Annotated in this window: 11 protein-coding genes and 1 pseudogene; 5 read left to right on the forward strand and 7 right to left on the reverse strand. The window is 73.3% G+C overall.

Features of this window, described 5'->3' with window-relative positions; genetic code table 11:
* Window positions 1-5 precede the first annotated feature (5 nt).
* The 6 genes from OOK38_RS20610 to OOK38_RS20635 all read right to left on the reverse strand — a co-directional run bounded on the left by OOK38_RS20610 (window position 6) and on the right by OOK38_RS20635 (window position 10,761).
* Entirely contained in the window at window positions 6-794 is a 789-nt protein-coding gene (locus OOK38_RS20610) for a bifunctional 2-polyprenyl-6-hydroxyphenol methylase/3-demethylubiquinol 3-O-methyltransferase UbiG (RefSeq protein ID WP_266758390.1), read from the reverse strand.
* Complete coding sequence (locus OOK38_RS20615; RefSeq protein ID WP_266758388.1) at window positions 791-2,440, reverse strand: condensation protein; 1,650 nt, start codon at window positions 2,438-2,440, stop codon at window positions 791-793. Before OOK38_RS20615 ends, OOK38_RS20610 begins: the two co-directional genes overlap by 4 nt.
* Window positions 2,437-7,089 carry an alpha-(1->3)-arabinofuranosyltransferase gene (locus tag OOK38_RS20620; protein ID WP_266765674.1) on the reverse strand — a complete coding sequence of 1,551 codons (4,653 nt, stop codon included), beginning with the start codon at window positions 7,087-7,089 and terminating at the stop codon, window positions 2,437-2,439. The genes OOK38_RS20615 and OOK38_RS20620 overlap by 4 nt, the downstream gene beginning before the upstream one ends.
* A complete protein-coding gene (locus tag OOK38_RS20625; RefSeq protein WP_266758386.1) occupies window positions 7,086-7,955 on the reverse strand; it encodes a class I SAM-dependent methyltransferase in 870 nt (289 codons plus the stop codon). Before OOK38_RS20625 ends, OOK38_RS20620 begins: the two co-directional genes overlap by 4 nt.
* 413 nt (window positions 7,956-8,368) lie before the next feature.
* Window positions 8,369-9,520: a glycosyltransferase family 4 protein gene (locus OOK38_RS20630; RefSeq protein WP_266758384.1), complete on the reverse strand. Its 1,152-nt coding sequence runs from the start codon at window positions 9,518-9,520 to the stop codon at window positions 8,369-8,371.
* Between the two features lie 263 nt (window positions 9,521-9,783).
* Window positions 9,784-10,761, reverse strand: coding sequence for a DUF3068 domain-containing protein (locus OOK38_RS20635; protein ID WP_266758382.1), 978 nt, complete (start codon window positions 10,759-10,761; stop codon window positions 9,784-9,786).
* A 268-nt stretch (window positions 10,762-11,029) separates the two neighbouring features.
* On the opposite strand from OOK38_RS20635, the gene OOK38_RS20640 reads away from it, so the two are divergent.
* From OOK38_RS20640 to OOK38_RS20660, 5 genes and pseudogenes are all read left to right on the forward strand, one after another.
* Window positions 11,030-11,182, forward strand: a complete 153-nt coding sequence (locus OOK38_RS20640) for a hypothetical protein (protein ID WP_266848654.1) — start codon at window positions 11,030-11,032, stop codon at window positions 11,180-11,182.
* A gap of 233 nt (window positions 11,183-11,415) precedes the next feature.
* A complete protein-coding gene (locus tag OOK38_RS20645) occupies window positions 11,416-12,597 on the forward strand; it encodes a helix-turn-helix domain-containing protein (protein ID WP_266765673.1) in 1,182 nt (393 codons plus the stop codon).
* A 190-nt stretch (window positions 12,598-12,787) separates the two neighbouring features.
* The gene (locus OOK38_RS20650; RefSeq protein ID WP_266758379.1) at window positions 12,788-13,561 is read left to right on the forward strand and encodes an IclR family transcriptional regulator; all 774 of its coding nucleotides are present in this window, start codon (window positions 12,788-12,790) and stop codon (window positions 13,559-13,561) included.
* A complete protein-coding gene (locus OOK38_RS20655) occupies window positions 13,558-14,406 on the forward strand; it encodes an SMP-30/gluconolactonase/LRE family protein (protein WP_266758377.1) in 849 nt (282 codons plus the stop codon). Before OOK38_RS20650 ends, OOK38_RS20655 begins: the two co-directional genes overlap by 4 nt.
* A gap of 147 nt (window positions 14,407-14,553) precedes the next feature.
* Window positions 14,554-14,790: pseudogene (locus OOK38_RS20660) on the forward strand (sugar transporter); the annotation flags it as partial.
* 1 nt (window position 14,791) lies between these two features.
* On the opposite strand, the gene OOK38_RS20665 reads toward OOK38_RS20660, so the two are convergent.
* Entirely contained in the window at window positions 14,792-16,411 is a 1,620-nt protein-coding gene (locus tag OOK38_RS20665) for a transposase (protein WP_266848656.1), read from the reverse strand.
* Between the last annotated feature and the right edge of the window lie 140 nt (window positions 16,412-16,551).

The following is a 16,551-nucleotide window of genomic DNA, read 5'->3' on the forward strand; positions in this document are numbered from 1 at the left end:
ATGGGCTACGTCCTTCGCGCGTGCAGAAGCAGGATGGAGGACAGGGACGGCGCGGCACAGGCCAGCCGGTCCAGCGCGCGCAGCGGACGCGGTACGCCGTGGAAGGGCGCGCCCGCGAGCCGGACGACCTCGAAGCCGGAGGCGGTCACGAACTCCCGCAGTGCGCGGGCCGTGTAGAGCCGCAGATGGCCGACGACCTCCCGCCCCGGACGGCCGTGGACGGCGCGCAGGCTCACCTCGGAGAAGACGGGCTGGACGCCGGCGAGCAGCAGGCCGCGGTTGTACCAGGCGGCGAGGTTCGGGGTGGACAGCATCAAGTGGCCGCCGGGGCGCAGGACCCGGCGGATCTCGTCGAGGGCGCCGTCCGGGTCCACCAGGTGCTCGACGACCTCGCTGAAGAGCACCGCGTCCGCCGTCTCCTTCGCGAACGGCAGCCCTCCGTCGGCGAGTTCGCCGCGAATCGCGTACGGGACGCGGGTGCGGGCCCGGCGGAGGGCGTCCTGCGACCAGTCGACGCCGACCACGCGGTGCCCGGCCAGGAAGGGCGCGGCGGTCGCTGCGGCGGTGCCGTCGCCGCAGCCGATGTCGAGCACGGTCCTGGCGCCCGCCGTGGCCGGGCCGAGCGCCGCGGCCAGCATCCGCGCCTGGCGCAGGCTGCGCGGGGTGCCGGAGGCGACGGGCACGGCCGGGTCCTCGTAGAAGTCCCGGAGTCCCCCACGCGCGCCCGGTGCCGGTGCGGACGGGATGGCCGGTGCGGACGGGGTGGTTCTCGTCGACTTCGCGCCGGTCGTCATCCGCCAGTCGCCTCCCTCTCCTGTGTCGCGTGCAGGTAGTGCTCGAAGAGGTCGCGGAGATGAGCTCCGTCGCCGTGCCCGAGCAGGCTGCGCGACCAGCGCAGCGCCAGGTGCAGACGGCCCGCGGTGGACGCGGTCGTGACGGTCAGGCCGCGGGGCGTGCGGGCCGGGGCCGAGAACCAGACCGCGTGGGCGCGGCCCGCCTCCTCGCCGAAGTCGAGGGCGTAGGGGATGCGGCCGATGTTGCTGAGCAGCACGGTCGACGTCCAGGGCCCGGCCGCCCTGCGCAGGCCCCGGGTGGCCGTGGCGCGCCAGGCCACCGGCACCACGGGTGCCGTCAACAGAGCCGCACCATGCCCGAGTTGGGGCCGGTCGGCCGATTTCAGGGCGCGTGTGCGGGTGGCCGTACGGCGCAGCAGCTCGCCCATCCGGGACGCGTCCACCTCCTCGGGGGCGAACGTCACCTCGACCAGCCGTGTTCCGTTGCCGATCGGCATGTCCGTGCCGCGCGGCCGGTCGTCGACCGGCATGGTGATGCGCAGCGGCCGGGGGCGCGCGCCGTGTTCCCTGTTCCAGTGGGCGACCATCAGCGCGGTGGCGGCCATGAGCTGGTCGTTCACCGTGTAGGGGGAGCCCTTGGGCCGGCGGGGCACACCGAGTTCGGTGACGATCAGACCGTTGCCGGGGGAGGCCTCGGGGCTGCCGGGGGCGACCCGGGCGGGCGGGGTCCAGGTGGAGGGCGCCTTCCCGGACGCCGGCTCCGGGGTGTCCGGGGTGCGCACGGGCGGGGCGGAGGGCGTGTTGTCCCTGCCCCCGTACAGCTCCGCGGCGGTGGCGAGGACACGGAGGCAGGCGGGGCCGTCCAGGGCGGTGTGGTTGATGGTGAGGAAGAGGACGGTGCCCTTGCGGGCCGGATCGCCCGTGTCTTCGGGGGTGGCCGTGCGGGCCTTGGGCTCGCGCGTGCTTTCCAGGGTGCCTGCGCGGGCGGCCGGATCGCCGGTGCTTCCGGGGGTGGTGGTGCCCTCGGGGGGCGCCGGTCGGGCCGGATCGCCCGTGTTTTCGGGGGTGGCCGGGCGGGCGGGCGCGCGCGAGGGATCGGGGCGGGGCGCTCGGCGGCCGGCGCCCTCCGGGGCGGGTGCGCGGCGGCCGTCGGGTGTCTCGCGGTGACCGCCCGGGGTGTGCTCGGGGCCGGGCCCGCCCACCGCGTCCGTCGCCTCGCTCCCCACCGCCGGACCCGCCCCCCGCACCACCTCCAGGCGGATCGGCGGGGACGCCGACAGGGGCGGGGCCTCCTGAAGAGCCCTGGTCCGCGCGGTGCGGAGGGCGTCCCGGCTCGGGGGCGGGAAGGACACCACCCGCAGGTCCGGCTCCGCGGTCAGCTCCCACTCGTAGCGGCGGCGGTACCAGGGCCCGGCGGCCTCGCGCATCAGGATGCGCGGATGGCGGCGGAGGGCCTCGGTGAACGCGGCCGTCAGGCGGGCCGGGTCGAGCCGGCCCGGCAGGTGGACCTCGATGTGGACGGTCTCGGGTTCCTCCTCCTGGAGGCAGTGCCGGGCGACCTCGTCCACCACCGGGAACGGAACGCGTACGGCGGGTCCCGCGGGGCCGCCCGTGCCGTCCCGTGCCGGATGCTCCACCGCGGTCATGCCGACGTGTCCTTCCCCGTGTCGTTCCGGGGCTCCTCGGGCGGCGTCGCCCGGAACCTCGGCTTGCGGAAAGCGATCCGCGCGGTCGGCGGGTCGGGCTCGGTCCGGGCCGATCCGGGCCCACGCGCGGAGATCGTGGGCCCGGAGGTGACCCCGGCCCCGGGCACGGCATCCCGGGGCCCGTCCCCGGCCGCACCGGCACCCCGCTCAGGGGTACCCGCCCCGCCCGCCTGCTCCCGGGCGCCGGCTTCACCCGCCGCCTGCCGGTTCCCGGGTTCGGCCGTCCCGGCCTCCCGCTCCGTCGGCCGGACTCCGGGTTCCGGCGCACCGGTCCCGGCCGGAGAGGCCTCGTGCTCCGCCGCGCGGGCCTCCCGTTCCGGCGGGGTGGCACCCCGGCGCGCCCTGAACCCGGCCGGCAGGGTTCCCGGGCCGCGCGTCTCGCCACGTACCCGTTGCGGCAGCGGTGCCGTGGGCGCCGACGACGAACCCGGCGGCACCGACGACCCCGCGACGGCCGCCGCCGCGGAACCACCGGGTTCCGGCACACTCACCAGACCCGCGAACAGCCCGATCAGCGCCAGGAGTTGAGCGGCGTACCCGAACGCGCCCGCTCCCGCCGAGACCGGCGATCCCGCACCCGTCGCCGCCGCGATCCCCGCCCCGGCGAGCGCGAGGAACGCGATCGGCACGAGCAGCGTGTGCCGGCGCCGGGCGAGCAGGGCCAGGGCCGGAACCAGCAGGGCGAGGAAGCCCGCCACGACCACACCGACCAGGGTGAGGGCGACCAGGCCCGGCCACAGGCCGGGCGGCGGCGGAACCGGCTGGGGCTCGTCGGGGTTCGGTGAGCGGCGGCGCCACACGACGAGGCCCACGAGCACGGCGACGGCGACCCCGCCGCCGATCAGCCCGGCCTCGTACGTCGTCGAGGGCTCGTACGACAGCTTGACCGTGCCGCCCGCGCCGGACGGGATCCGCCAGCCCTGCTGCCAGCCGTCGAGCCGCACCGGCGTCAGCTTTCTGCCGTTCAGGGTGGCCTTCCAGCCGTCGTTGAAGTTCTCGTACGTCGTCAGGTACGAGGCCGTGACGCCCGCGCCGACCGTGACCTCGCGGCGGTCGCCCAGCCAGTCCCGTATCTTCAGGGCCCGACCGGAACCGGTGGCCTCGGCCGGTGTGCCGCGGGTCAGTGTCACGTCCGTGACGGCCAGCGGCCCGCCGTCGCCCGCCTCGATCCGGTGCGACCCCTCGGAGAGCGACACGTCGGTTCCCGGACGCCCCTTCTGGCAGAGCGTCACCTCGACGGCCCGGCGTTCCACCAGGTCCCGCACCGTCCCCTTCGCGCTCGTCTCGTACAGCTTCCCGTCGACGGCGACGACCGGGCCCTTCCCGCAGGGGAGCGAGAAGGGGCGGGTGCCGGACGGCTGCGGGGTGCGGTACTGGTCGAGCGCGGGGATGTACGCCTCCGTGATGCCGACCGGCAGTTGCAGGTCGGCTCCGGCCACCGGGTTGTGGACGGTCAGCGGCGCGGTCTCGGTGACGGTGATGTCGAGGTGGTCGGTGGTGATCGGGTCGAAGCGGGCCCAGCCGTTCTCGTCGACCCCGGCGATCGCCGCGCCGTCCGGGGAGCTGATGTCGATCTTCGTCGGGCGGGTCGACAGACCCCCCGCCGGGGCCAGCACGATGGACGAGACGGGCTGCTTGCCGGGCCAGCTCAGATGGATCGTCGGGTTGCCGCCCGCGATCCACGCCGTCGTCAGGTCGCCGTCGGTGAGGTTGCGCGCGGACAGGCCCGCGCCCAGCCTCGCCGTCGAGTCCGCGGTCGCCGTGATCCGGTTCTGCTGCTCGGGCGCGACCTCGTACAGCAGCTTGTCGAGTTCCTCGCCCGGCACGGGGACGGCGTTCGCCCTCATCGTGTACGTCCCCGAGGCCGAGGTGGAGAAGAGCCGGTGCAGGCCCGCCTCGGTCCCTGTAGGGGAGAGGCCGGTCGGGTCGGTGGAACGGTGCAGGGAGACGATCTCGGAGGAGGCGTCCGAACCCGACGCGTCCGTGGGGAGCCTCAGCAGACGGGTCACCCGCACGTCGGGCAGCTCGATCTCGGAGAAGCCCGCGCCGGTGAGCCCGGCGTGCCGCGCGGTGGAGCCGGTGATCGTGAGCTTCAGCCAACTCGTCGATCCATAAGGAGCCTTGACGGACTGCTTCATGCCGTTCGGCCGGAGGTAGCTGGTCGCCGAGCCCTTCTCCGTCTCGACCCGGACCCGGGTCGCGGCCGAGCGCACACCGTCCTGCGGCAGCGGGATCACGTCGAAGGTCGTGGGCATGTCCACGGAACCGTCGAAGCGGATCCGCAGCCACTGGCCGTCCGCCGAGCCCGCCGCGCCCTCGGCCCACGCCGTGCCGGGGTTCCCGTCGAAGGCGTTCACCGGGTCGTACTGCGGGAGATGGAACAGCCAGTTGCCGCTGGACGACGCCGTGACGGAGCGGGCGCCGCGCAGCTCCGCGACGGTCTGGTGCCGGACGCCCTCGGTCGGAAGGATCTGGCGCGGCTTCCTGCCGGGGTCCTGCACGCTGTCGCTGTCGTTGCGCTGGTCGCGCGTGTACGTGTACGAGGTGTTGGCGTCGATCAGGCCGAAGCGGGTGTCGGCGCGGCGCAGCCCGTCGCCCACCACCTGGACCGTCGGGGTTCCGAGACCGGGATGGTTGTCGCCGGTCAGCACGGCGGCGCGGCCGCGTACCGCGGGGTCGGAGGCCAGCGGCAGCAGCGATTCGGGGCCGCCGGAGACCACGGCGGTGTCGGCGATCGCCTTCAGTCCGGCCTGCCCGGGCCGTGCCACCGCCTGATCGGCCGGCTCGTAGATCTCCACCGCGCGCCGGCGCGGATACAGTCCCTCGACCTGCATCGGGGTGTCGTCCGCGATCCGGCCGCCGGTCATGACCGGCCCGAATCCGTCGACCCGCCGGTAGCCGGACTGTTCCAGGGTCCGACGCACGGTCGCGGTCGGGACATAGCCGATCTGGTCGGGGTCGAGGTCGTTGCGCACGACAACGTAGTAGAGGCCGGCGCGGCTCAAGTAGTCCGCCAGGCCCGGGACATGGCCGCCGGTCAGCAGGGCCTGCTCGACCGCGTCCATGGCGCGCCGGTTGCCCGCGGTCCCGAAGGGGACGTAGTCGCGCTCGGCCCAGCGGGAGTCGGCGAGCACGTCGAGCGGCTCGTCGATGGGGGAGCCCCAGGTGTAGATGCCGTGCGCGGTGGCGGGGACGACGAGGGCGCGGGAGTCCGGCGAGTACTTCTTCAGCCAGTCGGCGGTGGTCTGCCAGTAGCGGGGGAGTTCCTGGAACGAACCGGGTTGCAGGATCGACCCGTTGAGATAGGGCCAGGCCAGTCCGGGCAGGACGAGGACCGCCGCTATCAGCGGGGCGAAGCGCCGGCCGCGCACCGGGCGGGCGCCGCGCGGCTGCGCCGCGACGCCCACCAGATGCGCCAGGCCGAGGGTGAGGGCGAGCGCGAGGCCCGTCTGGAACTTGTAGATGTTGCGGAAGGGGACGAGCCAGCCGTTCAGCCAGTCCTGGACCACGCCGTGGAAGGGCGCGCCGAACGAACCGCCGTACCCGGCGAGGGTGATGAGCGCGACCGACAGGACGGTCAGCACGAGCCAGCGGCGCTCGGGGATGTCACGTCTCGCCAGTCCCGCGAGGCCGAGTCCCGCCGCGAGTGCCGAGCAGACGATGACGATCACCGAGGACGCGACGGACCAGCCGGCCGGCAGCCAGGCCTCGCCGAAGTGTAGATACGCCACCCAGTTGCCGGCCCCGCGCAGCGACTCGGTGGCCGACATGGTGGCCGTCGTGGTCCCCGAAGTCTCTATGTAGGGAAGGAAGTTCTCGCCGTAGACGCCGAGCAGCAGCAGCGCGATCCACCACCAGGCGGTCGCGAGGATCACGCCCGGCACCCACCACGCGATGAGCTTGCGCTGCCGGGGTCCGCGGGGGCGGGACAGCAGATAGAGCCCGACCGGGAGGAGCGACGCGAGGGTCGCGGCCGCGTTCACCCCGCCCATGAAGGGGACGACCAGCGCCGAGCGCAGGGCCGCGATCCGGGCGGTGTACCGCTCGTTCGTGAGCGGCAGCAGGACCCAGGGGAGGAGAGCGCCCGGGAGCGCGGCCGCCGAGGTCGACCCGACCACGATCGTGAAGACCGGCCACAGCGCGTACGCGACGGCGGCCAGGAGGCGGGACGCGCCGCTGCCGGTCCGCAGCCGCTCGGCCAGCCTGAGCGCGCCCCAGAAGGCGACGGTCACGATGACCGACAGCCACAGCCGCTCCGCCAGCCACACGGGGAGGTGGACCAGCCGGCACAGGCCGTAGTACGGCAGCATCGGCCAGGCGTAGCCGACGTACTGGTCCTGGAGGCCGCCGAAGCCGCCCCGGTCGTGCCACAGCTGCCCCAGGTCGGAGAGGAACTGCCAGGGGTCGAGCGCGACACCGAGCTTGGTGTCGAAGGTCGTGCGCCCGGGGTGCACGGCCAGGAACAGCGCGAACACCACGGCCCAGAATCCCAGCAGCCAGCGCCGGGAGCGCGGCCCCTCCGGGGGGCCTGACGTGCCGGCGCCGGTGCGGACGGCTGCCGGGGGAGGAGCCTGGACCGTGCTCGTCATGGTGGACACCGCCGGAGGATGAGGAGAAGGTTCCAGGTGGCGAACTCGCGCAGCCCCGGCGCCTTGGCGACGGCCTCCGCGAGGAAGGGCCAGTAGCGGGAACGGGCCGAGACGACCGTGATGTCGTCGCGGGCGCGTACCTGCCGCAGGGTGGTGCCGATGTGTACGGCGAAGAGGTTCTCGCCGAGGGTGTGCTTCGCGGGCCTGCCGGTTCGGCGCCGGTAGCGGGCGCGGGCCCGTTCGGCGCCGAAGTAGTGCCAGGGCGCCCACTCGTGACCGCCCCACGGGGACAGCCAGTTGGTGAAGGACACGTAGATGAGCCCGTCCGGGCGGGTCACCCGGACCATTTCGCTGAGGAAGGTCTGCGGATCCGCCACGTGCTCGAGGACGTTGGAGGAGAAGCAGACGTCCGCGACGCCGTCCGCGAGCGGCAGCAGATAGCCGTCCGCGACGACGGCCGACTCGGGCGGCTTCGGGCCGAGTTCCCGCATGTCCGGCTCGAAGAGATAGGCGTGCGCGCCGCGTCGCCGGAACTCCTCGGTGAAGTAGCCGCCGCCGCCCCCGACGTCCACGACGGTGCGGCCCTCGACCGGCCCGTACGCCGCCTCGACCTGGTCGGCGGCGTCCCGGGCGAGCAGCGCGTAGCAGGACGCCGGGTCGTCCTGTTCGCGCAGGAAGGCACGGAAGAGGGCGAGGGAGCGGCGTACGGAGGGGTCCTTGAGACCGGTTCCGACACCGGCACCGGAACGTTTCCGCTTGCGGTTCACCACCCGCCCGCCGCCCGTCGTCAGATCCGCACCGGCATCCGTCCGCGGGCCGCTGGCCGGCGAGGCCGGCGCGGTCGGCGAGGTCGGCGCGGTCGGCATCGGTCCTTCGCCGGTCGGTGTCGTCCGTCCGGCACCGGACGGTGAAGTCCGTCCGGGACTGTTCGGGGTCGGTTCGCCGTCGGTCGGTGTCGTCGGTCCGGGACTGGTCGGGGTCGGTCCGGCACCGGATGGTGAAGTCCGTCCGGGATTGTTCGGGGTCGGTTCGCCGTCGGTCGGTGTCGTCGGTCCGGGACTGGTCGGGGTCGGTCCGGCACCGGATGGTGAAGTCCGTCCGGGATTGTTCGGGGTCGGTTCGCCGTCGGTCGGTGAAGTCCGTCCGGGACTGGTCGGCATCGGTCCTTCGCCGGTCGGGGGCGTCCGTCCGGCACCGGTCGGCGTCGTCCGTCCGTCGCCGGTCGGTCCGGCGTCGGTCCGGGCGTCTCCGTCGGCGGGCCCGGTGGACCCGGTGGCCGTCACGGTGTCCAGCCCCTCACCGCCTCCGCGGCCACCGCTTCGAACCGGCGGACCGTGTGGTTCCAGCGGTAGCGGGCCGCGCGCTCGCGGGCCGCCCGGCCCATCAGGGTGCGGCGGTGGGCGGACAGGGCCAGGGTGCACCAGGCCGCCGCGAAGGAGGACTCGCCACGGGCCAGCACCCCCGTCTCGCCGTCCACGACGGAGTCCCGCAGCCCGGGTACGTCGAAGGCGACCGCCGGGGTCTCGCGCGCGGCAGCCTCGGTGACCACCAGGCCCCAGCCCTCGACCGCCGACGGGTGCAGCAGCAGCCAGGCGGCGCAGAGCAGCCGGTGTTTCTCGGCCTCGGACACATGGCCCGCGAACTCGACACCGGGGCCCGCGAGTTGTGTCAGGCGCTGCCGCTCGGGACCGTCCCCGACGATGACCAGCCGGCCGCCGGTGACCGGGCGGACCCGTTCCCACAGCCGCAGCAGCAGATCGATCCGCTTGTACTCCACGAGCCGCCCCATCGCCACGAACAGCGGCTCGGGCGAGCGCGCGGCGCGCGGCCCCGGCTCCTCGACCCCGTTGTGCACGACCCGGATGCGGTCCCGCTCGACCCCGATCGTGTGCAGGGCGTGAGCCGTCGAAGGAGAGACGGCGACCAGCAGATTGCCGCGCTGCGCGCCGGCCAGAGCCCAGTGCTCGAGTCTTCGGCCGAGCCGCGCGGCGGGCGCGAGCGGTCCGCCGAACCGCATCGTCCACAGATCCGTGTGCACATGGTTGACCAGGCAGAGCGTGGGACCGTGATGCCACAGGGGTGCCAGATACGGCAGCCCGTTGCACACCTCGACGAGCAGGTCGCAGTCGCCGACCTGACGGTGGAAGGCGGGGCGGGCGCGCAGGAAGTGGCCCAGGTCGCCGCCCGCCGAGACGACCCGGTAGTCGCGGTAGGACGCGGGGCCACCGCACAGCAGGGTGACCTGATGGCCGAGCCGGGTCAGTCCCTCGGCCAGCCGGTCGACGAGGAGTTCGGAGCCGCCCGCCGCGGGATTGCCGAGATCACGGCGGGCGAGGAAGACGATGCGGCGCGGGTGTGGGGGGAGCGCCTGAGGGTACTGCGCGGAGCGCGGGGACGCGGTGCGCAGCGGGGACGGCACGTGCTGGGGCATGGGTGCTCCAACTCGTCTCGGGGTGCGGAACTCAGTGTGGGGGGTGGGACGCGGCGCGGATCATCGGTGACCGTGCGGCCTTGAACGCTGCTTTCCGTGGGTGATGCCGAGGGGCCGCCCGGTCGTGGGGGATTGCGGGCGCTTGCTGCAACGGGGCTGTGGACGAGCTGTGTTCGGGTGGGGTTGGACAGTTTTCGCCGCGCCGTTCGCGTCGGCTACTCACCGGAGTGACAATTTCGGGGCTTTGTGGAGCTGACGGCGCATCACATCGTGAGGGAAGTGGGGGGCGACTCGGGCGAATCGGGATCACGTCGCCCACGTACCATCAAAACGGCCCCCACCAGGACCAGTACGCATCCCAGCACACCCGCACCGATCGGCAACGTCTCCCCCAGGAGGCGCAGTTGGCCGCTCTCGGTCTTCGCCTGCTCGACCTGGTCCCGCTGGGTCGCCGCGGTGAACGCCAGCTTCCGGCTGTCCAGGAGCACCGCGGCGTCCTTGTCGCCGCCCGGTGCGCGCAGTGTCTTGCGCGGGCCGACCTGCGCGTAGATCACCCGTCCGGTGCGCTGGTCCACGACGAGCTCGATGAGGTGGTTGGCGTACCACTCCTCGGCGAGCACCTGGCTGCGCTGCGGCTCCCCGACGATCGCGCCCGGCACCAGCCGCGTCCCGGTCCGGGTGGCGGGGACGACCCCGGTGAACCGGTACCCCTCGTACCCGCGGATCTTCCTGACGCCCTTGTAGTGCAGGGTGACGGGCGCGCCGAGGGAGTTGTCCCACCAGCGGTACGCGCGCTTTTGCACGTCGAAGGGGAACTTCAGATAGGCCTCGCCCTCGTAGTACGGGCTCTCCTGGCAGCAGTGCGCCGGCTCGTTGGACCTCCGGTCGGTGACCCAGCGGCCCGGAGTGAACTCCAGGGCGTCGTGCGGGTCGGCCGCGGGCAGCGAACTGTCCGTGTCGACGGTCGTCGTCACGTCCCAGACGGCCTTCCCGCTGCGTTCGCTGTCGGCGACGTCACCGCGCACCACCTGGGTGACGGTGATGTTCCGGCCGGGCACGGTCTCGACCTTGTCGACGTCGAAGACGCTGCCGGTGCCGGTGTAGACGGCGGTCGTGTCGATGTCGATCGGATTCACGGCGGCACGTGGCTCCACGTACCAGACGAGCATCGGGGCCAGCACGAGGAGGAAGGTGCCGAGGCCGACGAGGATCAGGGAGACGGGTGAGAACTTCCGGCGCATCCGGGCACTCCAGGGGCGTGAGGAGGCTCGACGCACGAGGGATATCTGGTGGTACGAGGTGATACGGATGCGTCGACACCAAGGGAGAAAGTGCACGTGCGGTATGGGCCGGGAACCGTAGGCGCACCCTTGACGGAGTGTCAATGCATTGTCGAGACTGGCTCCTGCCGGACGGGGCCGGCATGGGCTGTGTCCGTGGGACCACTCGACCGGTGGCCGCGCGGTCCCTTGGGTGGGGACGACCTCCGACCGAGAGGCTGACCCTGCGATGTCCAGACTGCTCGCCGCCGCGCTCACCGTCGTTGTCGCCGCCGCACTCGCCGTGGGCGCCGCACTCGGCGTCGTGGCGCTGCTCGACGCGACCCCCGACCAGCCGAACACCCCGCTGATCACCTACGAGAATGCCGGCCAGGAGCGCTGACCGTGTCGAGCCGCGGAGGCGCACGGCCGGCGCTGTCGCGCGAGGACGAAGGCCCCGTCCGGCCGGGCGGGGCGGAGATCCCGGGGGCGCGCGGAGACCCCGGCGAAGCGGGACCCGGACGCGGTCGCCCTCCCGGCGACGGCGGCGACGCCCCGGACGCGGACCGAACGGCGCAGAGCCGCCCGGCAGCCGCCGCCACGCGCTCGGCCTGGCACGACGTTCCGCGCCTCAAGGTGCGCCAGTTCGCGACGATCGCCATGGCCGAGGCGCCGGTGCTCGCCGAGGAGATCCTGCGCGAGATCCGCCGCGAGTACCCGCACCTGCCCCTCGTCCTCGACGACTCCGGCGAGCCCATGGCCCTCGTCGGCATACGCCGTGCCATCGAGGTCTTCGTGCAGCACCTGGAGACGGCGGAGGGCCGCCCGCGCGTCCACCCCGAGGTCTTCCAGGAATTCGGCCGGGGCGAGGGCATGCACGGCCGCACCCTCGACTCGCTCCAGGCGATCTACCGGCTGGGGGTCAGACTCGCCTGGCGGCGGTTCGCGGAGATCGGGCAGCGCGTCGACATCCCGCCCCCGGCGATGTACGAGCTCGTCGACGCGGGATACGAGTACCTGGACGGTCTCGTCGACCAGTCCGTGCGCGGCTACGCCGAGGCGGCCGCCCGGCAGGCCGGGGAGCGGCTGCGTCTCCAGCGGCGCCTGATGGAGCTCCTGCTCTCCGAGGACCACACCCGGGGCGACCTCGCCGAGGCGCTCGTCGAACGGGCCGCCCGGATCGGCTGGCCGCTGCCCGGCCGGCTGGCCGTCGGTGTGCTGCTGCGCCCGGCCCGGGAAGCCGTCGCGCCCGCCGTCGGACCGAGCGTGCTGCTCGACATGGAGTACGAGCAGCCGCGCATGGTCGTGCCCGAGCCGGACTCCGCGGGGCGCCCCGAGCTGCTGCACCGGGCGCTGACCGGATGGGCCGGGGCGATCGGACCGCCGGTCCCGCTGGCCGACGCCGCGAAGTCGCTGCGCTGGGCGGATGCCGCCGTACGCCTCATGGAGCGGGGGCTGCTCCCCGCAGGCGAGGTCCTGCTCTGCACGGAGCACACCGAGGCGCTGGTCCTGCTCCAGCCCGAGGAACTGATCGACGATCTCGCCCTGCGCTGTCTGGAACCGCTCGCCCACTGCGGGCCCACCCATGGCCGCAGGCTCTCGGAGACGCTGCTGGCGTGGCTGGAGACACGGGGCGGCGCCCCCGAGGTCGCGGCCCGGCTCGGTGTCCATCCGCAGACCGTCCGTTACCGCCTCCGGCAGATCAGGGAGCTGTGGGGCGACGAGATCGACGACCCCGACCGGCGGTTCGAGCTGGAGCTGGTGCTGCGCGCGCAACGCCTGCGGGGCGAACTGGGAGACCCCCACCCCCGCCGCTGACCGGACCGTCGGCGGCCACGGCTTCTCCCGTCCGCCGTGCCGGGGCGGAGGCCCGGTGCGGCGCTTGTCACGGGCGCTTCGGGCCGGGACCCTGCCTCAAACCATTGCCCGGCCAAGCTCAGTATGACTAGCCTGTGTTCGTCATCCCGATCGTCTGTTGAAATTTCGAACATTAGGGAGGGGGCCGGTTGTGGGACGCCTCGTACCTGCCGTGACCCGAGCTCTGGACATACTGGAGCTCTTCCTCGACGGGGACGGGACTCTCTCCGCCCCCGACATCGTGCGCAGACTCCAGCTGCCGCGCACGACCGTGCACGAACTGGTGACCACCCTCGCCGCCCGCTCGTACATCGTGCAGGTGCCCGGGCAGCCGGGACGCTACCGGCTCGGCGTGCGGCCGTACCAGCTCGGCAGCCGTTACGCCGAGCAGCTCGACCTCGCGGCCGAGGGCCAGCAGGTCGCCCGCTCCGTCGCCGAGACCTGCGACGAGACCGTGCACGTGGCGATCCTCGAGGGCACCGACGTCATCTACATCGCGAAGGTCGACTCCACGCACGCCGTCCGGATGGTCTCGGCCGCCGGCCGCCGCCTTCCCGCGCACTGCACCTCCGTCGGCAAGATGCTGCTCGCCTCCCTGTCCGAACCGGAGCTGACCTCCCGGGTCCCCGACGACGCCGACCTCGTCGCGATGACCCCCAACAGCATCACCGAGCCGGGCGCCCTGCGCGAGGCCCTCGCCGAGATCCGCCGTCGCGGGATCGCGGTGGAGAGCCGTGAGTCCAACCCGGACGTCAGCTGTGTGGCCGCCCCGGTGCGCGACCGCGCGGGACACGTCGTCGCCGCGCTCTCCATCTCCGTACCGATGATCCGCTGGAGCGACGAGCGCCGCGTCGAGCTGGAGCAGCTCGCGGCGAAGGGTGCGGCGGAACTGTCCGAGCGGCTCGGCCACCGGAACGTGGGATGACGGCCGTCGAGGTCGCGGTCCACGCGCACGCGGCCCTCGGCGAGGGCCCGACCTGGGACCCCGTCGCGCGGCGGCTCATCTGGGTCGACGTCCTCGGCTCCCGGGTCCACACCTACGACCCCGCCTCCGGCCGCCGCACGGTGCTGGCCACCGAGCAGCACGTGGGCGCCGCCAAGCCCCGCGCGGGCGGCGGCCTGGTGGTCAACCTCCGCGACGGCGTGGGCCTCTACGGTCCCGCGGGGTCCGGAGGGTTCCGCTGGCTGCACCGGGAGCCGGTGCCCGGCCGCCGGGCCAACGACGCGGCCGTCGCCCCCGACGGCTCGCTGTGGTGCGGCACCATGCGCTACGACGAGGCGCCGGGCGGGGGCACGCTGTCGCGGGTCGACCCCGATGGCACGGTCCGCCCGATCCTCGACGACGTCGCCGTGAGCAACGGCACGGGCTGGAGCCCCGACGGCCGCCGTGTCTACTACGTCGACTCGCCGACCCGCCGCATCGACGTCCTCGACATGGGCGACGACCGGCTCCCCGTCGGCAGGCGCCCGTTCGCGACCGTGGAGGACGGATTCCCCGACGGTCTGACCGTGGACGCCGACGGCTGCGTCTGGGTGGCTCTGTGGGACGGCGGGGCGGTCCGCCGCTACACGCCGGACGGCGTCCTGGACCGGGTCCTCGAGCTGCCGGTCCGCCGCCCGACCTCGTGCGCGTTCGGCGGCGCCGACCTCACCGACCTCTACATCACCACCGCCCGTACGGGCCTCGCGGCACCGCACCCGATGTCCGGCTCCCTGCTCGTCGTCCCGGGCGCGGGCAAGGGCCTGCCGCAGCCGGCGTTCGCCGGATAGCCGACGCTCGAACGTCCCCGCCCGGTTGTCGTCACCGGGCGGGGACTTTCGATTTTTGCGCAAACCATTGACTGGAAAGCGCTTCCTATCTACGGTCCCGTTCGGAGTTGCGATCGATTGTCGAAATCTCGAACATTGGGGCAAGGTATGGGACGACCTGGCCTGAGCCGCAGGCAACTCCTCTCCGCCGTGGGCGGGTTGACGGTCGCGGGCAGTCTCGGTTTCGCCGCGCTCGGCACCGGCGCGGACGCGCTCGCCTCCGGCGCGAGCAGCTGGGTCCGTTACTGGAATCTCTTCCAGGGCGGCGACGGCACCAACCAGGTCGCGATGGTGGACGCCTTCCACAGGGGACATCCGGACATCGCAGTCAAGGACTCCACCGTTTCTAAAGCCTGAGCGGGAGTGAGTCCTGTTGCCAGAACCCATGCTCAGTCGAACGCCCCGGACGGTGTTGGGCGTTCTGGTTGCCCGCGTTCGCTCCGCGTCCGGGCGGCACGGATCGTGTCCGTGGTCCGGGGACGCGGGGGCGGGGTTCCTCACGCCCCGGGATTTGGACGGTCCGATGCCCGTACCCATCACGCTGGTGGGTACGTGGCGGTGCCGTCCGACGCCGGACCGGATGCCCCAGGGCGCGCCTTCCGATCGCCACGGCGGCCGCGTCGTGGCGGGTGGTGGTGCGTTTACTGGTGGTGAGGGGTTTCTGCCAGTGCTGGGCACCCCAGCGGGAGGTGTAGGCGGGGTCGACCGCGACCAGCGGGATGCCGAGTTCGGCGGCCATCGACACCAGCCGGGCCCGCAGCCGGGCCACGGGCATGCCGGAGATCAGCTTGCGGAAGCGTTTGCGTCGGCCGTGTTTCTCCCGGCTGGTCTCGGCGGTGAAGTCGAGGTCCTCGACCGCGATCGCCAGATGGTGGCGGGTGGCCCAGTGCAGCAGGCGGGTCAGGGCGTGGCGTACCTGGGCGTCGCGGTGGTCGGCCTTGCCGGACAGGTCGTAGGCGAAGCGGCGCGGGGCGCCGACCGGGTTGCCGTGCCGGTCCAGCCGCCAGGCGGCCAGGTGATCGGCGTTGGTGTCGACCCCGATCAGACCACCGGCCCGGACGGCGGCCAGGGGCATGGTCTGGACGGGTGGGACGGTCCAGGAGGCGGTCAGGTACCAGCGTTGCCGCTGGACATCTTCGTGGATGCGGTACGCAACGGCCCGGTTGGCGTGGACGAGGTCGCGCCATGTCTCGCCCCGGTGTGCGAACGACACCCGTGCGGTGAGGACGTAGCGGCCGTGCGCGGTGTTGGCGAGGCGGGTGAGCGGGGCCGGGAGCTTGATGCTGACCTCGCCGTCGGGGCCGACCCGGATGGTCTCGTTGCCGTACCGCTTGCCGGACTCGCCGTCCGCCTGCAGAAACCGGCGCGACGCCTCCCACCGCGCACGCCACGCCTCCTCGGCGAGCTGCGCCTGCTTCAGGTGGTGGCGAGTGTTCAGCAGCCGTTTCCCGCCCCGCACCACCCGCACCCGCCCGGCCGCCCAGTCGGCCCGCGCCTGCTCCAGCCGGTCCTCCAACACCCCCAGCCGACGCGTCTTGGCATGCCACTCCCGCCGACTGCGATAACCACCTGCGGCCCGCTTCGAACCCCTCTCACCCAGGGGAAGGGACAGCCGGCGCCGGATCGTGTTCACCCCGGATTCGAGCTGCTGGATGTGCGCGGCCTGGCCACGCCGGGCCAAAGCCCACTGATCATGCGTGGCCTTCGTCAACGCCCCCGCCCACCGCGACGACGACAGCCCGGTCAGCTCCCGCTTACGCGACGCCCACCCCTCAGTGTCGTGCTCCAGCCCGGCCGCACACCGCGCCTTCAGATCCCCCGACGCCAGCGAGCCGAGATGATCGCCAACCAGCCGCAGCACCATCTCGTCCCCGACCGTCAGGCCCTTGAGCCGGTCCCGGACCGCCACACCCGACGGGCCGGGCACCACGAACGACGCCCCCACCACCCGCAACCCATCACCCAACCCGCTCACCCCCGCCCCGAACACCCCGCCAACACCCCGACACCCCACCCAACGACCACCACCCGCACAGGTCACCCCTTCGAGACAAGAACTCCCGTTCCCGCCCGCACCCTCACGCGGACAAACGCCATCGACACTCA

The sequence above is a fragment of the Streptomyces sp. NBC_00568 genome (assembly GCF_026341855.1).
Lineage (GTDB): Bacteria > Actinomycetota > Actinomycetes > Streptomycetales > Streptomycetaceae > Streptomyces.

What these genes read in the sequence shown, in the direction of transcription:
- OOK38_RS20640 (WP_266848654.1), top strand. Translation starts at nt 11,030, where the DNA reads ATGTCCAGACTGCTCGCCGCCGCGCTCACCGTCGTTGTCGCCGCCGCA.
- OOK38_RS20635 (WP_266758382.1), bottom strand. Translation starts at nt 10,761, where the DNA reads ATGCGCCGGAAGTTCTCACCCGTCTCCCTGATCCTCGTCGGCCTCGGC.
- OOK38_RS20630 (WP_266758384.1), bottom strand. Translation starts at nt 9,520, where the DNA reads ATGCCCCAGCACGTGCCGTCCCCGCTGCGCACCGCGTCCCCGCGCTCC.
- OOK38_RS20620 (WP_266765674.1), bottom strand. Translation starts at nt 7,089, where the DNA reads ATGACGAGCACGGTCCAGGCTCCTCCCCCGGCAGCCGTCCGCACCGGC.
- OOK38_RS20655 (WP_266758377.1), top strand. Translation starts at nt 13,558, where the DNA reads ATGACGGCCGTCGAGGTCGCGGTCCACGCGCACGCGGCCCTCGGCGAG.
- OOK38_RS20615 (WP_266758388.1), bottom strand. Translation starts at nt 2,440, where the DNA reads ATGACCGCGGTGGAGCATCCGGCACGGGACGGCACGGGCGGCCCCGCG.
- OOK38_RS20625 (WP_266758386.1), bottom strand. Translation starts at nt 7,955, where the DNA reads ATGCCGACCGCGCCGACCTCGCCGACCGCGCCGGCCTCGCCGGCCAGC.
- OOK38_RS20610 (WP_266758390.1), bottom strand. Translation starts at nt 794, where the DNA reads ATGACGACCGGCGCGAAGTCGACGAGAACCACCCCGTCCGCACCGGCC.